This is a genomic window from Streptomyces sp. NPDC046881, assembly GCF_040645015.1.
Classification (GTDB): Bacteria; Actinomycetota; Actinomycetes; order Streptomycetales; family Streptomycetaceae; genus Streptomyces.
On the sequence record NZ_JBEYXJ010000031.1, the window covers coordinates 25884 to 51095 of the forward strand.

Here is a 25212-nt window from a genome sequence, read left to right on the forward strand (position 1 = left end):
GCCCCGGTGGCCGGGCCGACGATTGTCCGGAAAAAGCGAATGAAAGGGAGCCGGCCGGGGAAGGCCCGGCCGGGGCCGCCGGTGACCAGCCGGTCCCGCACCGCGAAAACGCGACGCGGAGAGGACCGGGGTCCTCTCCGCGTCGTACCGTCAGCGCACCGCGGGCTCAGCCGCGGCCGGGCAGCGCCCGCCGAGCCCTACTCGAACGGGTTGAACTCGTCGAACTCCCGCAGTGCCTCGTCGCGCTCCGCCTGCTTGTCCCGCCGGCGCTGTGCCGCGGGCCGGGGCTCGTCCAAGCGGTGGTCCTCGCCGCGGCGGCCGAGCATCTCGGCGCCGGCCATGACCGTCGGCTCCCAGTCGAAGACGACCGCGTTCTCCTCGGGGCCGATGGCCACGCCGTCGCCCGAGCGAGCGCCCGCCTTCATCAGCTGCTCCTCCACACCGAGGCGGTTGAGCCGGTCGGCGAGGTAGCCGACGGCCTCGTCGTTGTTGAAGTCGGTCTGGCGCACCCAGCGCTCCGGCTTCTCGCCGCGCACCCGGAACAGCGGCTCGCCGCCGACATCCTCGCGTACGACGGTGAAGCCCGCGTCGTCCACGGCCTTGGGCCGGATGACGATCCGGGTCGCCTCCTCCTTCGGCTTGGCGGCACGCGCGGTGGAGACCAGCTCGCCGAGGGCGAAGGACAGCTCGCGCAGCCCGATGTGCGCCACGGCCGACACCTCGAAGACCCGGTAGCCGCGGGCCTCCAGGTCGGGGCGGACCATCTCGGCGAGGTCCTTGCCGTCCGGCACGTCGACCTTGTTCAGGACGACGATCCGGGGACGGTTGTCGAGCCCGCCGTACTGCCGCAGCTCCTCCTCGATGATGTCGAGGTCGGAGACCGGGTCGCGGTCGGACTCCAGCGTCGCGGTGTCCAGCACGTGCACCAGCACGCTGCACCGCTCCACGTGCCGCAGGAACTCCAGGCCCAGGCCCCTGCCCTGGCTGGCGCCCGGGATCAGGCCGGGCACGTCGGCGATGGTGTAGACGGTGGAGCCGGCGGTGACCACGCCCAGGTTCGGGACCAGCGTGGTGAACGGGTAGTCGGCGATCTTCGGCTTGGCCGCGCTCAGGACGGAGATGAGCGAGGACTTGCCGGCGCTCGGGTAGCCGACGAGGGCCACGTCGGCGACGGTCTTCAGCTCCAGGACGATGTCCTGGACGTCCCCGGGCTCGCCGAGCAGCGCGAAACCGGGCGCCTTGCGGCGGGCGGAGGCCAGCGCCGCGTTGCCGAGGCCGCCCCGGCCGCCCTGCGCGGCGATGAACGAGGTGCCGTGGCCGACCAGGTCGGCGAGCACGTTGCCCGCCTTGTCCAGGACGACCGTGCCGTCCGGCACCGGCAGGATCAGGTCCTGGCCGTCCTTGCCGGAGCGGTTGCCGCCCTCGCCGGGCTTGCCGTTGGTGGCCTTGCGGTGCGGGGAGTGGTGGTAGTCCAGCAGCGTCGTGACCGACTGGTCGACGGTCAGGATGACGTCTCCGCCCCGGCCGCCGTTGCCGCCGTCGGGGCCGCCGAGCGGCTTGAACTTCTCACGGTGGACGGAGGCACAGCCGTGGCCTCCGTTACCCGCGGCGACGTGCAGCTCGACGCGGTCCACGAAGGTGGTCATGGTTCGGTGCCTCCTGGGGATCCCCCCGGCCGGGCCGGGGGCGTACGGGTGTGTCTTGTGGGGGTAACACGCGAAAGGCGGACCCGCCTTCCCGACCGGGAAGTGAGGTCCGCCTCGCGAAAGCGTTCAGCGCGTGAATCAGACGATTCAGGCGACCGGAACGATGTTCACGACCTTGCGGCCGCGGTGGGTACCGAACTCCACCGCACCGGCCTGCAGCGCGAACAGCGTGTCGTCGCCGCCGCGGCCGACACCGGCGCCGGGGTGGAAGTGGGTGCCACGCTGGCGGACCAGGATCTCACCCGCGTTGACGACCTGACCGCCGAAGCGCTTCACGCCGAGCCGCTGGGCGTTGGAGTCGCGACCGTTCCGGGTGGACGATGCGCCCTTCTTGTGTGCCATTTCTCCTCAGTCCCTTACTTCGCAGCCGTGGGGATCGACGTGACCTTGATCGCCGTGTACTGCTGGCGGTGGCCCTGCCGACGGCGGTAGCCGGTCTTGTTCTTGTAGCGCAGAATGTCGATCTTCTGGCCCTTGTGGTGGTCCACGACCTCGGCCTGGACCTTGATGCCGGCCAGCACCCACGGGTCGCTGGTCACGGAGTCGCCGTCGACAACGAGCAGGGTCGAGAGCTCGACCGTGTCGCCAACCTTGGCAGTGGAAATCTTGTCAACCTCAACGATGTCGCCGACAGCAACCTTGTGCTGGCGACCACCGCTGCGCACGATGGCGTACACGCGGATCTCACTTTCGCTCGAAGAAACGGCACCCCCGCAGGCCAGTCGTCCAGGAAGACCACGGACGACCTCTCCCGGCCCGCCATGCGTCCGGAAGGAAGAGGTTTACGGGGATGTGGCGTGTTCAGTGGACACGCCGACGGTCAAGGTTACGGGGCCACGGGCGAGGGGGTCAAACCGGGCCCCGGGGGTGTGCGGCCGGTCACTCGGGACGGGCCCCACCGGTGTGCGGCCGGTCACGTGAACCGGCCGCACACCGCGGGCGTCAGCCCTCGTCGCCGGCGGTGGAGACCGTGGTGGTCTTCTTCGCCGTCGACTTCGCGGCGGCCGTCTTGGCGGTCTTGGCCGCCTTCTTGGCCGTCGTCTTCTTCGCGGCCGTCTTCTTGGCCGCGGTCTTCTTGGCGGTGGCGGCCGTCTTCTTCGCCGCCGTCTTCTTGGCGGCGGTCTTGCGGACCGCCTTCTTGGCCGGAGCGGTGGCCTCGGCCGCCTCCTCGGCCGTCACCTCGCCCGCCGGGGCCTGCGCGGCCGCCTCGGACGGGGCGGCTTCAGCCGGTGCCGCCTCGGCCGCCTCCGGCGCGGCCGCCGGGACGACCACGACGGCCGCCTCCTCGGGCGCGGTCGGCGCGGTGGCCTTGCGCACCGCACGGCGCCGCGGGCGGGCCGGGGCGGCGGCGCTCTCGGCCTCCGCCGGCTGCTCGGCCGGGGCCTCGGCGACCGGGGCCTCCGCGGCCGGAGCGGGCTGCTCCGCCGGCGCCTCGGCCGCGTGCTCGGTCTCCGGCACCGTCACCACGGCCGCCTCGGCACCCTCGGGAGAGCCGGCCGGGGCCGACACCTTCCGGGTCGCCCGACGGCGCGTACGGCCCTTGGGCGCGGCCTCCTCGGCGGCGGGGGCCTCGGCCTGCGGCGCCGGAACCACCTGGTCCTCGGCGGCCACCGGCTCGGCCAGCGCCTCCGCGGCCGGCTCCGGCTGCACCGGGCGCGCCGCCGCCTCCTCGGCGGTGACGTCCTGGGCGGTCGGAACCTGGGCCTGCGCGGCCTGCTCGGCCACCGGGGCCTGCTCGCCCGCCGGGGCCTCCGCCTTGGCGGCCCGCTCGGCCCTGGGTGCCCGCTCGGCCTTCGGCGCACGCTCCGCCTTCGGCGCGCCCGCAGGAGCCGACGCCCGGCGGCTGGCCCGGCGGCGCGTACGGCCACGGCCGGCCGCCGCCTCCGCCTCGGCGACGCTGCTGTACAGCTCCTCGTCCGGCGCGAACTCGGGCGCCGGCAGGGACACCGGCTCGGCGGCCTCGGCGGCCACCTCCGCCGCGGTCTCCACCTCGGGCTCGACGGCCTCGCCGGTCTCCACGGCCACGGCGGCCGTCTCGTGCACGTGCTCGTGCACCGGCTCCGGCGCCTCGCCGCGGCCGCCGCGCTTCTTGCGCTTGCCGCCGCCGCCGTTCGCGGTGGCCTGGTCCAGGTGGACGATGACACCGCGGCCGTTGCAGTGGACGCAGGTCTCGGAGAAGGACTCCAGCAGGCCCTGGCCGACCCGCTTGCGGGTCATCTGCACCAGGCCCAGCGAGGTCACCTCGGCCACCTGGTGCTTCGTACGGTCGCGGCCCAGGCACTCCAGCAGGCGGCGCAGCACCAGGTCCCGGTTGGACTCCAGGACCATGTCGATGAAGTCGATCACGATGATGCCGCCGAGGTCGCGCAGCCGCAGCTGGCGCACGATCTCCTCGGCCGCCTCCAGGTTGTTCCTGGTGACCGTCTCCTCCAGGTTGCCGCCCTGGCCGGTGAACTTGCCGGTGTTGACGTCGATGACGACCATCGCCTCGGTCCGGTCGATCACCAGCGAACCGCCGCTGGGCAGCCAGACCTTGCGGTCCAGCGCCTTGGCGAGCTGCTCGTCGATCCGGTAGGTGGCGAAGACGTCGACCTCGCTCGTCCACCGCGACAGCCGGCCGGCCAGGTCCGGGGCGACGTGCGAGACGTAGCCGTGGATCGTCTGCCAGGCCTCGTCACCGCTGACGATGACCTTGGAGAAGTCCTCGTTGAAGATGTCGCGCACGACCCGGACGGTCATGTCCGGCTCGCCGTACAGCAGCGTCGGCGCGCTGCCGCCGTTCTTGGCCTTCTTCTGGATCTCCTCCCACTGCGCCTGGAGCCGTTCGACGTCGCGGCGCAGCTCGTCCTCGCTCGCGCCCTCGGCGGCGGTGCGCACGATGACGCCCGCGTCCTCGGGGACGATCTTCTTGAGGATGGTCTTCAGCCGGGCCCGCTCGGTGTCGGGCAGCTTGCGGCTGATGCCGGTCATCGAACCCTCGGGAACGTACACGAGGTAGCGGCCCGGCAGGGAGACCTGGCTGGTCAGACGCGCGCCCTTGTGACCGATCGGGTCCTTCGTGACCTGCACGAGCACGGACTGGCCGGACTTCAGCGCGGCCTCGATGCGCCGCGGCCCGTTGGCCATGCCCAGCGCCTCGAAGTTGACCTCACCGGCGTACAGCACGGCGTTGCGGCCCTTGCCGATGTCGATGAAGGCGGCCTCCATCGACGGCAGCACGTTCTGGACCTTGCCCAGGTAGACGTTGCCGACGTACGAGGTCGACTGCTCCTTGTTGACGTAGTGCTCGACGAGCACGCCGTCCTCCAGGACACCGATCTGCGTACGGTCGCCGTGCTGGCGGACCACCATCACGCGCTCGACGGCCTCGCGGCGGGCCAGGAACTCGGCCTCGGTGATGATCGGAACGCGCCGGCGGCCCTGCTCACGGCCTTCCCGGCGGCGCTGCTTCTTGGCCTCCAGACGGGTCGAGCCCTTGATGGACTGCACCTCGTCGGACGGCTCGCTGGCCTTGCGCGGCTCGCGGACCTTGACGACCGTGCGCTCCGGGTCGTCGTCGGACGGCTCGGCGTCGGCGGCGGTGTCACCGGCCCGGCGCCGGCGGCGGCGACGCCGGCGGCTGCTGGTGCTGGAAGCGGACTCCTCGGAGCGGCCCTCCTCGGCGTCCTCCTCCTCCTGCTCGGCGGTGTCCTCGGCGTCCTGCGCGGCCTGTTCGGCGGCCAGTTCGTCGCCCTCGGCGTCCACGCCCTCGCCGGACTCGCCGTCGGCCGCGTCACCGCGCCGGCGACGGCGTCCGCCACGGCGGCGCCGGCGGCGCGAGCCGGACTCCTCGAAGCCCTCGGCGCCCTCGGTCTCGTCGCCCTCCTCGCCCTCGGCGAGGTCCTCGGCCGACTCGGGGGCCTCCTCGGCCTCCTCCTCTTCCACGGCGGCGGCCTCGGCCGGGCGGGTCTCCTCGGCGGCGGCACGGCGGCGCCGGCGCCGGCGGGTGCCGGTCTCGGCGCGCTCCTCCGCGTACTCCTCGGGCTCCTCCACCTCGGCGGCCTCCGCGGCGGCCTCGGCAGCGGCCCGCTCCGGGGTCTGGAACTTGGGCTCGGCGAAGACCGGCGGCTGGAAGACGGCGACGGCGGGGCGGGCGGGCCGGCGCGGGCCATCGGCCTCGTCGGCCTCCGCGGCGGCGGGCCGGGCCGGGCGGGCGGGCTCGGCGAACCCGGACGCGGCGCGGACCACCCGGCGGCGGGACCGGCGCGGCGTCCCCGCCTCGGCCTCGGCCTCGGCGGCGGCCTGCGGTGCCTGAGCGGCGGGAGCCGGCTCGGTGGTGTGCGTGGTCGCGGGGACCTCCGGGGCGGGGGTGGTCACCGCGGCATCCTCTTCCTGGCCGGCCTCGGCGGCCACGGCTTCCTCGGTGACGGGCGCGGACACCCGGCGGGTGGCGCGACGGCGCGTACGGCCCTTGGGAGCGGCCTCCTCGGCGGCGGGAACCTCGGGCTCCGCGGCGGCGGCCGGCGCCTCCACGACGGCAGCCTCCTCCGGCTCCGCGGCGGCGGGGGCCTGCTCGGCCTCGCCGGCCGCGGGCGCACCGGCGGGCGCGGACACCCGGCGGGTGGCGCGACGGCGCGTACGGCCCTTGGGAGCCGCATCCTCGGCGGCGGCCTCGGGCTCCGCGGCGGCGGCCGGCGCCTCCGGCTCCACGGCGGCGGGAGCCTCGTCGGCGGCCTGCGGCGCGGCGGCCGGGGCCTCGGCGGCCTTCGGCGCGCCGGCGCGCCGGGCGGCACGGCGACGCGGACGCGGGGCCGGGGCCTCCTCGGCGGGGGTCTCCTCGGCGGCGGGCGCGGGGGCGGCGGCCTCTTCGGCCTCGGTCTGCGAAGCGGGCGCGGCGGCCGGGACGACGGTCTCGGCGGCCTCGGCGGACGCGGGCGCCCCGGTGGGCGCGGAGGCCCGGCGGACGGCACGGCGACGCGGACGCGCGGCCGGGGCCTCCTCGGCGGCGGGCGCCGGAGCGGCGGCCTCCGCGGCGGCGGGCACCTCCGTCACGGCGGCCTCGGCGGTCGCAGCGGTCGCAGCGGCCTCGGCGGCGGCGGTCTCGGCGGCGGTCGGCGCGGAGACGCTGCGCGTGGCCCGGCGCCGGGTGCGGCGCGGAGCGGCTTCCTCGCCGGTGACGACCGCGCCGGCCTCGGCCACGGCGGTCTTCTCCGGCTCGCCGGCGGCCGGGACGACGGTCTCGGCGGCCTCGGCGGAGGTCGGCGATCCGGTGGGCGCGGAGGCCCGGCGGGCGACCCGGCGACGCGGACGCGCGGCGGGAGCGGCCTCCTCGGCGGCGGGCGCCGCAGCGGCCTCTTCGGCCTCGGTGACCTCGACGGCCTCGACGTCCTCGGTCACTTCGGCGACCTCGTCGGCATCGGCGGCCGGTATGGCCGGCACGGTGACCTCGGCGGGCGCCTCGGCGGCCGCGGCGGGCGGGCCCGCCGGGCGAGAGGCGGCACGGCGACGCCTGCGCGGCGGCAGGGTGTCGCTGGGGGTGTTGAGTTCGGAACCCTCGGTGGGTTCGGTCGGCTCGAGCATGCGGGCGTTTCTCCCGTCAGGCTCCCGGGCGCCGCACCTGGTCCGGCGCCGGCCTCTGGAGGCCGTCCGCCGTTGACGTCCGCGGCCCGCGCGATGCGCGATGGCCGCCGTCCGGGGCGCGGGCGCCGCACGGGAGCACTCTGTGTCCTGTCTCGCCGGTTCCGTACGCCTTGTCGGTACGGCCTGGCGAAAGTCTTCTGGTCGGTGCGCTGCCCGACCCAGGTGGCTCCCGAGTACGAGGGCGGCGCTACGACGTCCGTCCCTACGCGGGACCTTCCGGCGTCGGCGCCGTCGCGGCGGCGGCCGGCTGGGCCGTCAGGGCCCCGGCAGCCTCGCGGTCGGGCGCGAGCGGGTCGGTCACCGTGCCGGTCTCTTCATCGAACAGCCCCTGCGCCAGCCTGGTCACCGCTGCGGGGACCGGCGGCGCCAGGTCGGCCACGGCGCGGAGACCGGACAGGACGTCGTCGGGTCGTACGGCAGGCGTCACGTGCCGAACAACCAGCCGCAGTATCGCACAGGGCTGGTCCGTCGGCCTATCAGCCGGCGCACCGTGCGTCTCCAGGCTCACCACGGCCGGGCGGGCGTCGAAGGTGCGGACGCCGTTCTTGGTCATGCGCTGCACCTCGACGGTGTCGGCCCCGGTGAAGGCCTCGACCGCACGCCGGGCGTCGGCCGGGTCGACGCCGTCCAGCCGCAGCTCCCACACGGAGGCCGTCAGCCGGTCGGCGAGACCCGAGGTCCGCGCCTCGACCGCCTCGACGACGTCGAGCCCGGCGGGCAGCGACTCGTCGAGGAGGACGCGCAGGGTCTCGGGATCGCGCGCTTCGGTGAGCGCGATCTCCAGGTACTCCGCCTCGCTGCCCGTGCCGGTGGGTGCGGCATTGGCGTACGACACCTTCGGGTGCGGCGTGAACCCGGCCGAGTAGGCCATGGGCACCTCGGCGCGGCGCAGCGCCCGCTCGAAGGCGCGCTGGAAGTCTCGGTGGCTGGTGAACCTCAGGCGGCCGCGCTTGGTGTAGCGCAGTCGGATGCGCTGCACCGCGGGTGCGGGCGGCGGGCCTTCGGGCTGTCGCTTGCCCAGTGTCCTAGTCCTTCGTGAGAGCGGTCGTACTCCTACCAAGAGTACGTGTGTCGTGGCCCGAGGGTTCCCGCCGGTCCACCGGCGCCGGTTGCCGGGCCTCGCCGAACAGCATGCGCCGCACGTCGGCGCGGGCCTGTCGCACCGTGGCGCGGGCCGAGGCCAGCACCTCGCGCGAGACCCGGCCCACCGCGCGCACCCCGTCGGCGACGGGCCGCAGGACGGCGTCCCGTACGACGTGCCCGACCGGGGTGAGGACACTCCGGTACACCCAGCGCACCGGCTCCACGAAGATCCACCGGAAGAGGGTCCCGAGCGCCCTCCCGACGGCCCGGGAGATCCGCCCGGCGACCCGCCAGGCGTGTCCGAGCGCGTCGCCGACCTCGCGCGCGACGACCGCGAGGAACCGGCCGACGGGCGCCAGCACCCAGCGCCACAGGGCGAGCGCGGGCAGCACGAACAGGACGCGGGCGGTCCAGTACAGGGCGAGGCCGGCGCCGGTGCCGAGCACGCCCAGCAGCCACCCGAGTCCCCGTACGCACCAGGCGACGGCCCGGCCGACGGGGGCGAGGAGCCAGGTGTACAGCCAGCGCGCGGGTACGACGAGCAGATACCGCACCAGCCAGGCGACGGCGGTGTACACGCCGAGCCCGACGGCGGCCAGCACCGCGCCGACGCCCTTCAGCAGCCAGGTCAGCGCATGCCCGACCGGGGTGAGCACGCGCGCGTACACCCACCCGAACCCGGCGCCCACCCCGCGCGCGAGCCAGGCGAGGGCCTGCCCGACGGGGGTGAGGACGTACCGGTGGAGCCACCCGGCCGGTACGACGACGAAAACGGTGCCGAGCCAGCCCAGCGCCCGGCCGGCGGGGACCAGGACGTACCGCCACAGGCCCACGAACGGCCAGACGAACACGGCCTTGCCGGCCCACAGCAGTGCCCGCCCGAACGGCCGGAGCACGGTGTCCCGGAGGAACCGCCCGGTGACGACGAGCGCGTCCCAGACCATGCGCACCGGCACGACCAGCACCAGGACGACGATCCGCACCGGCAGGCGGATGGCGACGACGAGGCATCCCTCGGGCGGGGACGGCGCGGGTGGCGGCTTCTGGAGGTCCATACCGTGCTAGACGCACGGGCCGCCCGTCCGGATCCGGCCATGTCGAAAACGTGTCCCGCCGTCCCGCGTGTCCGCGCTCGTCGGCGTCACGCGCCCGCCCGCACCACGCGCGCCTTGTACGACTCCGGATAGCGCTCGGTGAACTTCACGGCCGCCACCAGCAGGACGACGGGGACGACCCAGTTGAACCAGTCGTCCTGGGCGGGGTAGCGGACGGCCAGCCAGGTCGAGACCGTCATCAACGCGAAGGCCAGCCCCCACACGGCCGTCAGCACCCTGTTGACGTGCCGGAAGACGGGCGAGTCCCACACCTCCCGGCGTGTCTGCTCGCGGGCGTACTGCGCGGTGAACGGGTCGGTGAGCAGCGAGCCGAGCGCCACGACGGCCACCAGCCCGTTGGAGACGACCTGCGCGTACGTCTCCAGCCAGGCGAGCTGCCCGCGGCCGAGGGCCAGCGCGAGGACGGAGAGCACGGCGAAGAACACGATGCCGGTCATGTCGAGGACCCGGAGCCTGCCGTGCAGCATGTCCTGTCCTGACAGGACGATCGAGGCGACCAGGGCGGCGAGTGCCGCGTACTCCCAGGTACTGGGGCTGGCGATCACCCCGAAGATGATCCACGGTGCGAACGAGAAGAAGATGCCGCCGGTGCCGACGGGCTTCTTGGCGGGTGCCTTCGCCGCCGTCTGCTGAGCCATGGCAGCTCCTCCCGTCGGATCCCGAGGCCCGCTCCCCTCCCATCGTGCCGCCGCGGGGCCGGGTGCCGCCTGTCGTGCGAGGCCGGGCGGAAGTGCGGGCGGGCGAAGTGCGGGGCGGGCGGAAGCCTTCTAGCGTGAACGTGCGGTGCGGTGCGGTGCGGACGGTCGAGGGGTGCCGGAACGGCCTGTCCTGGAGCCGCCATGACCTACCGCTTCAGCGCGAACGAGCAGTTCGACTACGAGATCCGGCTCGCCCTGGGCTCGGGCTGGCGGCAGGGCGCCGATGTGGGCGAGGTCCTGGCCACCGCCTCCGCCGTGGCGGACGGGGACGGCGAGACCTGGTGCACGGCCTGGGCGGAGCTGGCCCGCGGGGTCCGGGAGCGGGCCGAACGCGCCGCGGCCGAGGGGCGGACGGTGAGCGCGCGGGACGGCTGGCTGCGTGCCGCCGGGTACTCCGGCACCGCCCTGGTGGGCGTGGACGCGGCCGCCGATCCCGAAAAACGGCTGGCCGAGGTGTTTGCCGAGCACCGCGCGTGCTTCGACCGCTTCCTCGGGGCCTGGGACCCGCCCGCCGAGCCGGTGTCGATCCCGTACGAGGACACGTCCCTGCCCGGCTACCTGGTCGGCCCCTCGGGCGGGTCCGGCCCGCTGCCCACGCTGATCGTCAACAACGGCAGCGACGGCCCGATCAGCTCCGCCTGGACGCTGCTCGGCGCCCCGGCGGTGGCCCGCGGCTACCGCGTCCTGCTCTTCGACGGCCCGGGCCAGCAGTCGATGCTCTTCGAGCGGGGGGTGACCTTCCGGCCCGACTGGGAGAACGTGATCACCCCGGTCGTCGACTTCCTCCTCGCCCGCCCCGGCACCGACCCCCGGCGGCTCGCCCTGGCCGGCATCAGCCAGGCCGGGTACTGGGTTCCGCGCTCGCTCGCCTTCGAGCACCGGATCGCCGCCGCGGTCGCCGACCCGGGGGTGGTCCGGGTGGCGGACAGCTGGTGGCACAACCTCGGCCCCGACCTGCGCACCCTGTGGGAGTCCGGCGACCGTGCCGCCTTCGACGGCTTCATGGCGGAGGGCCTGCGCCGGGATCCGGCCCTGGCCACCCTGTGGCGCTGGCGCGCCAAGCCGTACGGCGTCGACTCGCCGTTCGACCTGCTGACGGAGGTCTCCCGGTACGACGTCACGCCCGTCGCCGGCCGGATCACCACCCCGCTGCTGATCACCGATCCGGACGGCGAGCACTTCTGGCCGGGCGCGGCACAGGAGTTGTACGACCTCCTGCCCGGCCCGAAGCAGCTGGTGCGCTTCACCGAGGAGGAGGGGGCGCATCTGCACTGCGAGCCGATGGGCCGCGCGCTGTTCGAGCAGCGGGTCTTCGACTGGCTGGACGGCCGCCTGACCCGGTCGGACGGCTAGCGGGCGGCCGGCGGACGGCCGGCGGACGGCGCCTCAGGAGGCGCTGTCGCGCCGCCAGTTGCTGCGAACGGGTGACCGTGGGTAAAGGGTGCCCCATCAGACGGCAGCGATTGCTCTGATATGAGGATAAAACGCCTCATTCGGCTCGTACGGGTCGGCCGGTGCCGCGCGCTCAGGTCACGCTCGCACTGGAGTCCGGGCCCCCCGGACCGCCGTCCGGGTCCCGCCCGGACCGCTTCGACTCAAGGAGCACTGCATGAGTCCTGAGTACAGGGCCTCGCGGCTCGGGCCGGTGGCCCGGGCGCGGTTCAAGCAGGCCGGGATGCTTACCTCCCTCACCCTCGCGCTGACGGCCGGACTGGCCTCGCCGGCCGTGGCGGCCGGCCGCGCCGTCACCGATCACACGCCGACCGCCATGCGGGGCGGCGGCCACGACTGCGACGATCCCCGCGACGATCCGAAGACGACCACGGGCCCGACCGGCGGAGACCACGAGGGATGCCGGGGCGCGACCGGTGCGACGGGTGCGACGGGTGCGACCGGTGCCACGGGCGCCACAGGTGCGACGGGCGCCACGGGTGCCACCGGCGCCACGGGTGCGACCGGCGCCACGGGTGCGACCGGTCCGTGCGCCGACATCGACGCCAGCCAGGACAGCAACAACTTCGAACTGCGGGCCGCCCTCACCGGCTCCAACCCCGCCAGGGCCTACGCGGGCATCCGTGACCTCACGACGGCGACTCCCGGACCCTTCCTGTGGACCGACCTCAGCACGCACCCCAACTACCCGCAGAACGCCTGCGGCATCGCCCTCGCCCAGCACAGCCAGGGCAACCAGGCGGAAGGCGACCTGAGGGTCGACGTCGTGACCACCACGGGCGCCGTCTACGAGACCACCTGTCAGGTCGTCACCAGCAACCGCACCCTGAACTGCGACAACAATCCCTGGGTCCTCGTGAACAGACAGCCGGCCCCCGGCGCCGTGAACGGCGGGACCATCGTCCCGTAGCGCATGACGTATGAGGAGTGTCCGGCACGTCATTGCCGGCTGCCGGACACCCCTTGCGCTTGAATTCACGAGCCGGTCCTTTCTGCCAGGGAAAAGAAAGAGCCCATGAAAACGGTCTGCCTCAATATGATCGTCAAGGACGAGGCACATGTGATCCGCCGTTGCCTCGAATCCGTACGCCCCCTTGTCGACACCTGGGTGATCCTTGACACGGGCTCGACCGACGGGACCCAGGACGTCATCCGCGACACGCTCGCCGACCTGCCCGGCACGCTCTGCGAAAGCCCCTGGAAAGGCTTCGACCTCAGCCGTACGGAGGCGATCGAACGGGCCCGGGACCAGGCCCGCTACCTGCTGTTCATCGACGCCGACGACGTGCTGGAGACCGACCCCGGCTTCACGATGCCGGAGCTGACCCACGACTGCTACGACGTCGAGGTGCGCCACGGCCCCGTCGTCCACTGGCGCCCGACACTGGTCTCGACCCGGCTGCCCTGGCGCTACGTCGGCGTCCTGCACGAATACCTGGAATGCGACGCACGGTTCAGCCGCGCGACGCTGCCCGGCGTCCGCATGGTCATTCTGGGCGGCGGCGGACGCCAGCAGGGCGACCAGCGCAGAAAATACCTGCGCGACGCCGCCGTCCTGAAAGACGGACTCGCCAAGGAACCCGAGAACACCCGCTACGTCTTCTATCTCGCCCAGAGCTGGCGCGACGCCGGCGAACCCGCGAAGGCACTCGCCGCCTACGACCGCCGCGCGGCCATGGGCGGCTTCGCCGAGGAGGTGTTCTGCGCCCGGCTCTACGCGGCCCGGCTCGCCCAGAGCCTCAAGCGCAAGACGTCCGAGGTCATGGCCCGCTTCCTGGACGCCCACGCGTACCGGCCCACCCGCGCCGAACCGCTCGGCGAACTCGCCCGCCTCTGCCGCGTCCAGGGAGAGCGCTGGCCGCTCGCCTACCTGTACGCCCGGCGCGCGGTGGAGATCCCGCGCCCCGCCGACATCCTGTTCGTCGAGCACGCCTGGTACGACTGGCAAGCCCTGGACGAGCTGGCGGTGTCGGCGTACTGGATGGGCTCCTACCGTGAGTCCCTGGAGTGCTGCGAGCGCCTCCTGGACGGCGGCAGACTGCCCGAGGCCGAGCGCGAACGGGTCCTCGCCAACCGCGACTTCGCCCGCACCCGGCTGGCCGCAGGAGCCCCCCGCCCCCAGCCGGCATGAAACCGGGCTCCACGGAAAGGGACCGAAGTGGCGCCGCAGCGCCGCCAGGAGGCCGCTGCATCGCCGATGGGTACGAGGGTGCCGTGGCGTTGTCGTGGTGGGACCGGAAGGCGAGGTGGTATGGCGCGTACGCGTGCGGACGCGAGGACCAGGCATCCCCGGCATGAGCGCAGGGGGGAGGCACGGCTGCCGGCAGTGGTGGCGACGCTTGCCGCAATCGCTCTGTACCTGTTCCTGCCGCAACGGTTGCTGATCGCTCCCCGTTACGTGCTCCCCGCCCTGGAATGTCTGCTGCTCATTCCGCTCATCGCGATCAACCCGAAACGTCTGACCCGGCAGACGAAAGCCTTCCGGGTGCTCTCGCTGACGCTCGTGGCCGTCATTGCGGTCAGCAATCTCGTGGCGCTGACCATCCTGATCCATGAACTGGTGTACGCCGGCGTGAAGGACGGCCGCTCCCTGCTGGTGGCGGCGCTGCAGGTCTGGCTCACCAACATCATCGTCTTCGGTCTGGCCTACTGGGAGCTGGATCGGGGCGGCCCGGTCAGCCGCACCCAGGTGCCCCGCTCCGCTTTGCCCCTGGCGGACTTCCGTTTCTCGCAGGACGAGAACGACGACGCCGTCCAGGAAGTCGCCGACGGCGCCAGCGGCACCTCCGACTGGGTTCCCACCCTCATCGACTACCTGTACGTGTCCGTCACCAACTCCACGGCCTTCAGCCCCACGGACACCATGCCGCTGTCGACCCGCGCCAAAGTCATGATGACCGTTCAGAGCGTCTCCGCCCTCCTGACCTCGCTGCTCGTGATCGCGCGAGCCGTCAGCATCCTGCACTGACCGCCATCAAGGCAGCGAGTCCCGATCGTTCGCCGTCCGGCTGCGCCGGAGTTGCCGCACTCAACCGCACGTGCATGCCCGACAGTTCGTCACGGCAACACCGTCATCCCCACCGAGCGACGTACGGGGTGACTCGGTGGCTCACTCGCTCGGATGCGCTCGGCGAGCAACTGCTCGCGGGAGTGTGCATGGTGAGTTCATGAACACAACACCTCACTCCAAGAAGATCGTTTCCCGGATTCCGCGAGTATTCGCGGTGAGCGTCGCCGTGGGCATCGCTTGTGCGGCGGGGGTGGCAACCGCCACATCCGCCGTGGCCGCAACGCCCGCCACGCACGCCGTCACCAAGGCCAGCCCCGTCTACGGCGGTCACGGTGGCGGCGGCGACGGCGACGAGTTCCAGTGCGGGAACGGCCTCCTCCCCATCCTCAACTTCTGCAACTGACGGACAGGCAACAGCCGTTCCTGCCCGTACCACACAACTGCACAGGTGAACTCCATCCAACTCAGGGCGGTCGGGAACCGGGGCAGGGCCCCTCTTCCCGACCGCCCTGCCGACCGCATCCCACGGTCCGCGGTGACGTCCGGGGTGCGCCAGCCAATGCCCTCCGGGATCCCGACGTCCCGGGCCAGGCAAGGCTCGGCTACGGGCGCTGGATCGTCCCGTCCGCCGAGATGTGCGCCGCGTGCGGACCGAAGTCCTCCTCCGACACATCGCCGACGAGGTCGATCCCGTCGCCGCCCGATTCCGGTGTGCCTGGCTCCACGATCCGGGTCGGGCGCAGGCACCCCGACACGTAGGTGCCGTCGGCGCGGAGGGTGACTTGCAGCACGCCGCTGGTGGCAGACCGAGGGTGATCGGGCGGTGACGCTGCATGGTCTTCTGCCCCTCGCACCGCTGCTGGGCACGTCGTCGGCCAGACTTGACCACCAGCTCATGCTAAGAAGAACACACCCCTCCTTCGCGGAGATCGGTCACTGGCGTGTTCGCCGACGACCCGCGTTCTTGACCGTCAGAGGCAGCAGCTTTTTGCCCGTGGGGCCGACGGGATGCGGGTGTCCATCTGCGGACAAGGCAGCACTATGCAGGAGCCCCCTGTCGTCACTCCACTTCGATGCCGTACTCCTGGACGAGCTGCTCCAGCCCCCCTGTGTACCCCTTCCCTCCGAGCACGAAGTCCCAGTCTCCATTGGGCCTGTGCCGGAAGGAGCCGAGCACCAATGCGGTCTCGCCGGAGCGGCCGTCGGAGACCTCAAGCCGACCGAGCTCAGTCATTGCCGGGTCCAGCAATCGGATGCATGCATCGGTGAATCCGGACAGGTCGGCTTGCGGGTTCACCTCCGGGTCGACGGCCGCCACGAGAACGAGCCGATCAGCCGCTTCCGGCAACGCGTCGAAGGAAACACGGAGCGCCGCCTTGTCCGGCGCCGCAGCCGGCACTGCGCGTACCGAACCGTCCGGAGTCCGCGGATTGTTGAAGAAGACGAAGTGGTCTTCACTCAGGACTCGATTGCCACGGCAGACAAGAGCGCATACGTCCAGTGCGACACCGCCGGACCAAACCATGCCCAGGACATTGTGGTCGTCGGGCGCTGTTGCAGGACGGGACGGCGACGGCTGCGCGGGAATCGGCCGTCCCCCCTCCCCCAGGCGCCCACGAAGCCCGTGCCGGTGCAACAGGTCGACGAGCTCACCGCCCGATATGAGCTCCAAGGGCTTACCCCGAGCGAAGGTGTGTGAGCCGGGGCCGAAGCCCGCCGTGGTCACCAGCACTCCCTTGTTGGCGCCGACGTCCTGGACCGTTCCGTACAGGTCACGCACCGCGGTGGGCGGCACTGTGCTGCGGTAGCGCTTCACCTGTACGACGATCTTGCCGCCTCGGATGGGCGTCGGGTCCAGCGCGTCGACGTCCACGCCGCCGTCATTCGAGCGCTGGGTCGTCACAGCCTGCATCCCCATGGCGCGGAACAGGTCGGCAACGAGTGACTCGAACTCGATCGGATCCATTTCGAACAGATCCGGTTCCTCATCACCGCCGTGGGTGACGACATGATTTCCGACGTCCTCAGGCTTTCGGCCCGGGCGTACGGAGGTGAGCTGATCAGGGCGGGACGCGAGCTGGCCCCGCAGCGCGTCGGTCAGACAGCTGACCGCGTCCACCTGCTCCAGGTGCAGAGCGGTGAACGCCGCCCGCTGGGCCATGACGGTCGCAAGAAAGATGTGCGTCCGCCTGCCCGTCGCCGGATCGTGGGCGTCCACGAAGCCGTTCAGGGCCACCGAGTCGAGGATGCGGTACTCATCCGCCGCGAAGAGCTGGTGCAGGACCAGCAGCAGGCTCTGCGCCAACACCTCTCGGTACAGCCCACGGCGCTGGGTCACAGGACGCGCGGATTCCTTGTCCTCGTCCTGAGAAGGCACGTACCTCACGGACTTCGCCTCGGGGACCACGTCGTACCCGGGCAGTTCCCAGTCCAGGACCAGCTGCCGTGCCGCCGAGTCGAAGGCTGCGGCAACCTGCCGAGGAAACCCTTCGGGCCAGGCAGTCGACGAGTAGAGGGCGGCGGAGAAGTACTCGACCACGGAGTCAGGGTCTCCCCGCCTGACACCCTCAGTCACCTGGACGATGCCGGCATTGTGCCGACGCACCTCCGCCCGCTGGGCCCCAGTCCTCTGCTCGTAATCTCGCTGGAAGGCCGCCAGCCGCTGCTGTCGCTGTGCTTCGGCAGCTTGCGCGGCGTGCCAGTCCCGTTCGAAACGAGTCTGCGCCTCCGCCTGAGCTTGGGCTCGCCGGCTTGCGGTCCAACCTCCCTGTGCCTGGTACTGGCTCGGATCCGGCATGCGCACGGGCCAAGCGAGCTGTCCCGGGTCGAACGGCGGTATCTCTTCCACCCGCATCAGGGACGACGCCCTGAAGGCCGGCGCCTGACAACCCGCGGCCAGCAGCCCCTGCAAGGAGGCGACCTGCGCATCCAGCTCCTCCGTGCGCCGCCTCGCCTCTGCCTGTCGGTACTGCCGGTACTCCTGCGTGGCACGTCGTTGACAGGCCCGCGCCTGCCGTTCCTCTTCCCGGCGCCGTCTGGCCTCGGCTTCCACTTGACGCTGGTGCTGTCGCTGCATCTCCGCCCAGACACCTACGAAACCAGCAGAGCGACGACTCATGCGCTACAGGCCCTCCCCAGGACGTCGGCACAGCCGACCACGCGCTGGTTGCCCCCACAACCAGTAGTAACCGAACGACTTTATCCAGCAATCGCTGGGACGGACATCAACTTGCCACAGGCAACTTGCATCGGCTGCTCCAGCGGCAACTTCTGAGTGGAACCCCACCGCTCCCCAGGATCCGGCAGAGGCGGGGTCCACTTCGGCTCTGTGGTTCAGTCGGTGTCGTCGCCGCACTTCGGCTCGGCGGGCCCGCCCTGCCGAGCCGCTCGGGTCGGCGGGGACGGCTGGGTGCCGTCCTTGGCGACCGGCTGGAAGTAGTGCTCCAGTGCCCAGGCGGCCACGCGGGTGCCGGCCCGGCAGCCGGCCACGTCCGCCGTTCGGGAGTGGACGCCGCCCCACACACGGGCGTCGACGACGTCCCGGTTGAGGTCGTCGGCGGACCCGTAGTACCGCGTGGTGCCGGTGACCTCGGAGGGGACGTAGAGGTCGATGTGCGAGGTGCCGAGAACGCCGGTCACGGCGCGTGCGACGGCCGCGCTGACGGTCGTGTGGCCGGCGACGTAGTCCGGGTGTGGCGGAGTGAGGAGCAGCGGCTCCCAGGCCGGGTCAGCCGTCGTCGCCGGGTTGCCGTCGGTGTCGGCGAGGCGGATGGCGGTGATCGGCCGCCAGGAGCCGTAGTGGAGCTTGGCGTCCCATGCGGTGACGACGGCGTCGGCCGCCGACGCGTTCACCGCGGCGAACAGCCGGGCCGTCTCGGCGATGCCGAGCCGGTGCCGGGCGGCGCGGTCTCGTACGGCTGTCTGGACCTGTGCGACCAGGTTGCCGCTGAAGAAGAGGGCGGTCTCGGTCTGCTGCGCGCTCCGGCCCGAGCCGGTCTTCGCGCCCATGGCCTTCAGCTCCTGGACATCCTCGGCGTAAGCGGCCGAGGAGAGGGCGGGCGGTCCGCCGGGGCGGAACTGCCGCGGGGAAGCGAGCAGGAGGGGGCGGAGCCTGGCGAGCCAGGTGTCGATGAACGGCTGGAACGCCGGCGGGGTGGGCCGCCAGACCCCCGGTGCCGGGGAAGCGGTGAACGGAACGTCCGCGAACCTGCCGTCCCCTTCCCGGAGTTCGATGATGCGGGCGGCAGCGCGCTTTCCGTAGTCCACGCCCCGGTCTCTGGTATGACCGGCCGGAAGAGCGGCGAGCGAGTCCGCGTACGCGGTGTCGAGCCGCTCCTTGAAGGCCGGGAAGTAGGTGAGCAGCACGTCGTGGGCCGCAGTGGCGGCGGCCGCCGCGGAGGAGGCCCTGGCCGGACCGCGTTCGTGCCATTTGTACAAGGAGTAGCCGCCTTCGATCCCCACCACGGCGTTGTACACGGCGACGGAGACGAAGCCCTCCCAGATCGCCGCCTGCCCGGAGGGGCGTGGGCCGAGGCTGGTCTTGATCGTGTCGGTGGCGATGGCGTTCCACTCGCGGACCACGGCTGCCGGGTCCGCCGCCGTCCGGGTGTCCGTGTCGGGGGGACTTGTCGCAGCGGTGAGCGTCACCAGGGCGACGGCCGCGACGGCGCAGGCGAACGCCCGGACGCGTGAACGCGGAGGAACGGGAAAAGGGGGCTCTTGATGCACAGCGTGCTCCCTAGCATCGAGTGCCCAAGGCTTAGCAACTACCCCCTGTACAAGCAAGACAACTCGCCGTGACCGGACCGGCGCCGGACCACCGGCTGAGAATGCCGCACGGCCATGCGCGCCATACGCTCGACACATGTCCGACGTCACGTCTGGCGGCACCACAGCCGACGACCTTCCCGCACCGGCCGAGGGCTTGGTGCTCACCCACTTCCTCACGGTCAGCGATGTCCCTCGCTCGCGCGCGTTCTACGCCGACATACTGGGTGGAAGGGTGGTGCTGGATGAGAATCCCTGCATCGTCAAGGTCGCCAACAGCTGGATCATCATGAACCCGGGCGGCGGCCCCACCGACGACAAACCCGATGTCGTCCTGCGCACACCGGAGAACCCCAACACCGTCTCCAGCTTCCTGAACGTACGGGTGGCGGACATCCACGACTTCTACACCACGGCAAGCGCCAAAGGGGCCGAGTTCCTCACCCCGCCCATCGACCGCCGTGCCGAGCTGCGCTGCTATATGCGCGATCCGGACGGCTACCTCATCGAGGTGGGCCAGGCCACGGGGCTGCTCAAAGGCATCCTGGCGCGCACCGACACCGAAACCTGACCCGCAGTTCCTCACCCTTGCAGCACCGAACGGAGCGCGCGCGAGGCGGAACACCCTCTCCGGTCCACTCCGGGGACAAGGTCCCTGGCGTCCGGGAGCGGCAGCTCCACGACCGCGCTCGGTCGTCGGACTTCCCGGACCGGAAGTCAGATCCGCCGGACCGCGTCCGTGATGCCTCCGGGGCACGCGAGCGTCGCGATGTCCCATCCGGCGCGTCCGGCCCCGGCCCGGTAGGTGCTCTCGTAGAAGGCGAGGACGGCGGCACGGGGATCGGTCTCGACGCGGGCCGCGTCGTAGCGCAGCACGGCAAGATGGTTGTCGCCGCGCGTGACCCACCGCGCGGACGCGGGGCTGAGCGGCTCCCCGGCCAGGCCGGCGGGCTCGGGGGCGGTATAGGAGTAGAAGGCGGGCTCGGGGAAGGTGTCGTCGCCGAACCAGAAGCCGAAGCTGATCACTTCCCTGGAGTACGCCTCCCGGGTCACCGGGTCGGCCTGCCGAGGCTGATCGGTCTGTCGCCCGGAGAACCGGCTGTGGGCGATGTCGAAGGTGTGCCAGAAGTGGTGCACCGGGCTGCTCTTTCCCGAGTAGCCCGCCGCGAACTCCTCCAGCACGGACGCCACCTGGCTCAGGACCCGCCAGTAGCGGTTCGCGGCCAGCGGATCGTAGGTCGCGTGCTCGGTGTCCTGGGCGAACGGTCGGCCGGCGTCGGGCAGGTCGAAAGGCCTGGGAATGGCGATGTCCACCCGGACGCCCAGCGCGGTCAGAGCGGCCAGGGTCGCGTCGTGGAAGGACGCCACGGAATGGCCCAGAAGCGGGAAGGACCGCTCTTCGCCGTCCAGCGTCGCGACGATGAGCCGGTGGTCGACGAAGTCGAAGTCGATCGTGAAGATCGGATTCCCGTCGACCAGACCCATCGGACGCGTGGTGATGCCCCGTCCCGTGACATGGAACGGGACGTTCCACCAGTGGTTGCGCCGGGCGCTCGCCGCCAGGCGGATCTTGCCGACGATCTGTTCGAAGCGGTGCAGGGTCTCCTTGGTGTCCCGCCACTGCGTCAACGGCATCGGTGGGAAAAGCTCCATCACGGTCCCATGATGACCTCGCGGGCGGTGTCCGGCACCCGCGCCGGGTGGCCGGAGGGATCGCCGCACTGCAGCCGCGGCACCGACAGCGCGGCTGCGCCGCCCTGGACCTGCCGGCTTGGATGCCGATGCTCGCCCTCCCCGGCGCCGCCAGGCTCTGGGAGCCCGGACGCCTGCGGCCTTTCCCGGCCGCCGCCCAGCTCGTCACCGGCCGCCGTCGCCATCACCTCGCCCGGCGCTGGCCCTTCGCGGGCGACTGATTGCTGTGCACGGTACGGCCGCCAAAGCACACCAGCGAGTCCCCTCCCTCAGGGAAGGGGACTCGGGGGCCATGCAGTTGTGGACAAGCCGGGAACGGCCCTCAGACCCACTCCGCCTCGGAGACGATGTTCTTGGCACTTCCACGGCTCGGCAGCGGCGTCCGAGAGGATGCCAGCGGCGCCTAAGGGCGAGGACGCGAAGCACCGACCGCAGCCAACGCCGCAGCCACGTCCTCCTCGCTCACCCTCGCCAGCGCCTCCATCATCCGGTCGAGTGCCTCGCCCGCCTCAGTGCGCGTGACCACTCGAAGCCGGCGTCGGACCCGCGTTCTTGACCGTCAGAGGCAGCAGCTTCTTGCCGGTCGGGCCGATCTGGATGGACGTGTCCATCTGCGGGCACACGCCGCAGTCGAAGCACGGGGTCCAGCGGCAGTCCTCGACCTCCGTCTCGTCGAGGGCGTCCTGCCAGTCCTCCCAGAGCCAGTCCTTGTCCAGGCCGGAGTCGAGGTGGTCCCAGGGCAGGACCTCCTCGTAGGTGCGCTCGCGGGTGGTGTACCAGTCGACGTCCACGCCGTAGGGGGCCAGCGCCTTGTCCGCGCAGGCCATCCAGCGGTCGTAGGAGAAGTGCTCGCGCCAGCCGTCGAAGCGGCCGCCGTCGTCGTAGACGGCGCGGATGACGGCGCCGATGCGGCGGTCGCCGCGGGAGAGGAGGCCCTCGACGATGCCGGGCTTGCCGTCGTGGTAGCGGAAGCCGATGGAGCGGCCGTACTTCTTGTCGCCGCGGATCTTGTCGCGGAGCTTCTCCAGGCGGGCGTCCGTCTCCTCCGCCGAGAGCTGCGGGGCCCACTGGAAGGGGGTGTGGGGCTTGGGGACGAAGCCGCCGATCGAGACCGTGCAGCGGATGTCGTTGGAGCCCGAGACCTCGCGGCCCTTGGCGATCACCCGCGTCGCCATGTCGGCGATCTGGAGGACGTCGTCGTCGGTCTCCGTGGGCAGGCCGCACATGAAGTACAGCTTCACCTGGCGCCAGCCGTTGCCGTAGGCCGTGGCGACCGTGCGGATCAGGTCGTCCTCCGAGACCATCTTGTTGATGACCTTGCGGATGCGCTCCGAGCCGCCCTCGGGGGCGAAGGTCAGGCCGGAGCGGCGGCCGTTGCGGGTCAGTTCGTTCGCCAGGTCGATGTTGAAGGCGTCGACGCGGGTGGACGGGAGGGAGAGGCCGATCTTGTCGTCCTCGTAGCGGTCCGCCAGGCCCTTGGCGATGTCGCCGATCTCCGAGTGGTCCGCCGAGGAGAGGGACAGCAGGCCCACCTCCTCGAAGCCCGTCGCCTTCAGGCCCTTGTCGACCATCTCGCCGATGCCGGTGATGGAGCGCTCGCGCACCGGACGGGTGATCATGCCGGCCTGGCAGAAGCGGCAGCCGCGGGTGCAGCCGCGGAAGATCTCCACCGACATGCGCTCGTGGACCGTCTCGGCGAGCGGCACGAGGGGCTGCTTGGGGTAGGGCCACTCGTCGAGGTCCATGACCGTGTGCTTGGACACGCGCCACGGGACGCCCGACTTGTTGGGGACGACGCGGGCGATACGGCCGTCGGGGAGGTACTCGACGTCGTAGAACGCCGGGATGTAGACCCCGCCGGTCTTCGCGAGGCGGAAGAGGACCTCCTCGCGGCCTCCCGGGCGGCCCTCGGCCTTCCACTCGCGGATGATCCGGGTCATGTCCAGGACGGCCTGCTCGCCGTCGCCGATGACGGCCGCGTCGATGAAGTCGGCGATCGGCTCCGGGTTGAAGGCCGCGTGGCCGCCGGCCAGGACGATCGGGTCGTCGATCGTGCGGTCCTTGGACTCCAGCGGGATGCCGGCCAGGTCCAGGGCGGTGAGCATGTTGGTGTAGCCCAGCTCCGTGGAGAAGCTGAGGCCGAACACGTCGAACGCCTTCACCGGGCGGTGGCTGTCCACCGTGAACTGCGGGACGCGGTGCTCACGCATCAGCGCCTCCAGGTCCGGCCACACGCTGTAGGTGCGCTCGGCGAGGACGCCCTCCTGCTCGTTGAGGACCTCGTAGAGGATCATCACGCCCTGGTTGGGCAGGCCGACCTCGTACGCGTCCGGGTACATGAGCGCCCAGCGGACGTCGCACTCGTCCCACGGCTTGACCGTGGAGTTGAGCTCTCCGCCGACGTACTGGATCGGCTTCTGCACGTGCGGGAGCAGAGCTTCGAGCTGCGGGAAAACCGACTCGACAGGCATCTCGCGAACCTTCATGAGCTGACGGGGGTGACCATCAAGCGTAACCCGGCCGGCGGCCTCCCCCGAACGCCCGGGCGGACGCTCAGCCGGGCGCCCCGCTCCTGATCTTCTTCCACCGGCCGGGCAGCTCGGCCTCCAGCGCGGCCGCCCGCGCCTCCTCCCTGCCGTACAGCACCCCGTAGGTGAAGGCGCTCTCGCCGGCCGCGTGGGCCACCGCCGCGAGCTCCTGGAGGGTGCGGCGGGCCATGACGCTGTCCTGGTGGTCGCCGAGGAGGGTGGTGAGGGACTTCATGGCCCCGGTGAGGGCGCGGGCGGGGGCGCCCAGGGCGGGGGTGCCGGCCTCGGCGGCGTAGCGGGTGCGCTTGGCCTTCTTGCGGGCCTCGTGCAGGGCGAGGTCGCGGTCCTGGCCCGGCGGCAGCTGCAGCGCGTGCTCCAGGACGGCCGCCAGCTTCCTCTCGTCCTTGTGTACGGCCTTGCCGAGCGGCTTCGCCGGTTTCTTCCCGGCCGCCTTGCGCAGCGGCGGGTCGGCGAGGAGGGCGTCCAGGCTGTCCAGCAGGGTCAGGTAGCGGTGGGAGTCCAGGACGCCGGTCAGGTGGGCGTGGGCGCCGCCCTGCCGGGCCCCGGCCCAGGCGGTGAGCCGTTCCCGGGCGGGGCCGGCGACCAGGGCGGGCGGGAGCGCGTCGAGGGCGGTCTTCAGTCGGTCGGCCAGCACCTCCTGGTCCCGGTCGATGCCCAGCTCGCCGGCGAGCCACTTCAGCTCGGCGCCGACGGGGTCGGTGACGGCGCGGTCCAGGACGGTGCCGAAGGTGCGCAGGGTGCTGCGGGCGCGGCGGGTGGCGACCCGCATGCGGTGCACCGCGTCGGGCAGGCCGCGGCGGACGGCGGGGTCCAGCTCGACCAGGGCGTCCCGCTGGGCGCGCAGATAGGCCAGGACGTGGTCGCCGGCGGTCACCGGAGGCGGGGGCCCGCTCTTCCCGCCGCGGCGGCGGCCGCCCGTCAGCTCCAGGGCGCGGGCCAGTTTGGACGGTGCGGCGGCTGGGCGTACGCCCGCCCCGCGCAGCCGTTCGTCCAGCTGGTCGAGGACGGCCGGGTCGCCGCCGTCGGCCAGTTCCACCTCGATCTCGGTCCACTGGGCGGCCCGCCTCTTGCCGGTGAGCCGTTCGGCGGTCACGGTGTCGAGGCTCGCCTCGGCCAGCAGGGTGCCCTCGGCGTCGACCAGGTGGCGTACATCGCGGGCGGAGCACAGCCGGACCAGGGGGATCAGTTCGGCGTCCCGGACGCGGGAGCGGACCAGGGCGGCGATCTCCTCGGGGACGGTGTCGGACAGCGGGGCCCGGATCTCGTCGCGGACCCCGGGGGCGACCGGGAACTTCAGGTGCCAGCCGGCGTCCGAGCCTCCGGTGCGGCGGCGCAGCGTGAGCGAGGCGGCGGTGAGCCGTTCGTCCGCGGTGTCGTAGTAGGTGGCGTCCAGCTCGGCCACGCCCTTGTCGAGGACGGCCGCCACGCCGCCGGTGCCGGTCAGGTCGGGCAGCCCGCTGTCGTCGGATTCGTACTTGCGCTCGATCTCGCGTTTCGTCTCCGCCATGCACCGAATCTAGT

General features: G+C 72.2%; 19 protein-coding genes and 1 pseudogene. 7 read left to right on the forward strand and 13 right to left on the reverse strand.

Translation table 11 applies throughout. The features are described from left to right. Positions 1-197: 197 nt before the first annotated feature. The 7 genes from obgE to ABZ923_RS17465 all read right to left on the reverse strand — a co-directional run bounded on the left by obgE (position 198) and on the right by ABZ923_RS17465 (position 10161). Positions 198-1646 carry a GTPase ObgE gene (gene obgE / locus ABZ923_RS17435; protein ID WP_361471939.1) on the reverse strand — a complete coding sequence of 483 codons (1449 nt, stop codon included), beginning with the start codon at positions 1644-1646 and terminating at the stop codon, positions 198-200. 147 nt (positions 1647-1793) lie between these two features. Beyond that, positions 1794-2048 carry a 50S ribosomal protein L27 gene (gene rpmA, locus ABZ923_RS17440; RefSeq protein ID WP_023550764.1) on the reverse strand — a complete coding sequence of 85 codons (255 nt, stop codon included), beginning with the start codon at positions 2046-2048 and terminating at the stop codon, positions 1794-1796. Positions 2049-2062: 14 nt separating this feature from the next. Next, positions 2063-2383 carry a 50S ribosomal protein L21 gene (gene rplU / locus ABZ923_RS17445; RefSeq protein WP_028422127.1) on the reverse strand — a complete coding sequence of 107 codons (321 nt, stop codon included), beginning with the start codon at positions 2381-2383 and terminating at the stop codon, positions 2063-2065. Positions 2384-2648: 265 nt separating this feature from the next. Further along, positions 2649-7265, reverse strand: coding sequence for an Rne/Rng family ribonuclease (locus tag ABZ923_RS17450; RefSeq protein WP_361471942.1), 4617 nt, complete (start codon positions 7263-7265; stop codon positions 2649-2651). Positions 7266-7527: 262 nt separating this feature from the next. Further along, complete coding sequence (locus ABZ923_RS17455; protein ID WP_361471944.1) at positions 7528-8304, reverse strand: TIGR03936 family radical SAM-associated protein; 777 nt, start codon at positions 8302-8304, stop codon at positions 7528-7530. Positions 8305-8350: 46 nt separating this feature from the next. Further along, positions 8351-9463, reverse strand: coding sequence for a hypothetical protein (locus ABZ923_RS17460; protein WP_361471947.1), 1113 nt, complete (start codon positions 9461-9463; stop codon positions 8351-8353). Between the two features lie 86 nt (positions 9464-9549). After that, positions 9550-10161, reverse strand: coding sequence for a hypothetical protein (locus tag ABZ923_RS17465; protein WP_361471949.1), 612 nt, complete (start codon positions 10159-10161; stop codon positions 9550-9552). A 201-nt stretch (positions 10162-10362) separates the two neighbouring features. On the opposite strand from ABZ923_RS17465, the gene ABZ923_RS17470 reads away from it, so the two are divergent. The 5 genes from ABZ923_RS17470 to ABZ923_RS17490 all read left to right on the forward strand — a co-directional run bounded on the left by ABZ923_RS17470 (position 10363) and on the right by ABZ923_RS17490 (position 15086). Further along, a complete protein-coding gene (locus tag ABZ923_RS17470; RefSeq protein ID WP_361471951.1) occupies positions 10363-11574 on the forward strand; it encodes a dipeptidyl aminopeptidase in 1212 nt (403 codons plus the stop codon). Positions 11575-11830: 256 nt separating this feature from the next. Next, entirely contained in the window at positions 11831-12583 is a 753-nt protein-coding gene (locus ABZ923_RS17475) for a hypothetical protein (protein WP_361471954.1), read from the forward strand. Positions 12584-12688: 105 nt separating this feature from the next. Next, complete coding sequence (locus tag ABZ923_RS17480) at positions 12689-13804, forward strand: glycosyltransferase (RefSeq protein ID WP_361471957.1); 1116 nt, start codon at positions 12689-12691, stop codon at positions 13802-13804. Positions 13805-14002: 198 nt separating this feature from the next. Next, a complete protein-coding gene (locus ABZ923_RS17485; protein ID WP_361471960.1) occupies positions 14003-14641 on the forward strand; it encodes a hypothetical protein in 639 nt (212 codons plus the stop codon). A 199-nt stretch (positions 14642-14840) separates the two neighbouring features. Beyond that, a complete protein-coding gene (locus ABZ923_RS17490) occupies positions 14841-15086 on the forward strand; it encodes a hypothetical protein (protein ID WP_361471962.1) in 246 nt (81 codons plus the stop codon). Between the two features lie 199 nt (positions 15087-15285). Here the strand turns inward: ABZ923_RS17490 and ABZ923_RS17495 are convergent, their stop codons facing one another. From ABZ923_RS17495 to ABZ923_RS17505, 3 genes are all read right to left on the reverse strand, one after another. Beyond that, positions 15286-15474 carry a hypothetical protein gene (locus tag ABZ923_RS17495; protein WP_361471964.1) on the reverse strand — a complete coding sequence of 63 codons (189 nt, stop codon included), beginning with the start codon at positions 15472-15474 and terminating at the stop codon, positions 15286-15288. Positions 15475-15743: 269 nt separating this feature from the next. Beyond that, complete coding sequence (locus ABZ923_RS17500) at positions 15744-17801, reverse strand: restriction endonuclease (protein ID WP_361471966.1); 2058 nt, start codon at positions 17799-17801, stop codon at positions 15744-15746. Positions 17802-18016: 215 nt separating this feature from the next. After that, positions 18017-19411, reverse strand: coding sequence for a vanadium-dependent haloperoxidase (locus tag ABZ923_RS17505; RefSeq protein WP_361471969.1), 1395 nt, complete (start codon positions 19409-19411; stop codon positions 18017-18019). 136 nt (positions 19412-19547) lie between these two features. Here ABZ923_RS17505 and ABZ923_RS17510 point away from each other — a divergent pair, with 136 nt between their 5' ends. Further along, complete coding sequence (locus ABZ923_RS17510; RefSeq protein ID WP_361471971.1) at positions 19548-20021, forward strand: VOC family protein; 474 nt, start codon at positions 19548-19550, stop codon at positions 20019-20021. 146 nt (positions 20022-20167) lie between these two features. Here ABZ923_RS17510 and ABZ923_RS17515 read toward each other — a convergent pair whose 3' ends face one another. Next, positions 20168-21103: a DUF5996 family protein gene (locus ABZ923_RS17515; RefSeq protein WP_361472035.1), complete on the reverse strand. Its 936-nt coding sequence runs from the start codon at positions 21101-21103 to the stop codon at positions 20168-20170. A 101-nt stretch (positions 21104-21204) separates the two neighbouring features. On the opposite strand from ABZ923_RS17515, the pseudogene ABZ923_RS17520 reads away from it, so the two are divergent. Then, a pseudogene (locus ABZ923_RS17520) lies at positions 21205-21363 on the forward strand (IS1380 family transposase); the annotation flags it as partial. 288 nt (positions 21364-21651) lie between these two features. Here ABZ923_RS17520 and ABZ923_RS17525 read toward each other — a convergent pair. Continuing rightward, positions 21652-23613, reverse strand: a complete 1962-nt coding sequence (locus ABZ923_RS17525) for a TIGR03960 family B12-binding radical SAM protein (protein ID WP_361471973.1) — start codon at positions 23611-23613, stop codon at positions 21652-21654. Positions 23614-23695: 82 nt separating this feature from the next. Further along, positions 23696-25198 carry a CYTH and CHAD domain-containing protein gene (locus ABZ923_RS17530; RefSeq protein ID WP_361471976.1) on the reverse strand — a complete coding sequence of 501 codons (1503 nt, stop codon included), beginning with the start codon at positions 25196-25198 and terminating at the stop codon, positions 23696-23698. Positions 25199-25212 lie beyond the last annotated feature (14 nt).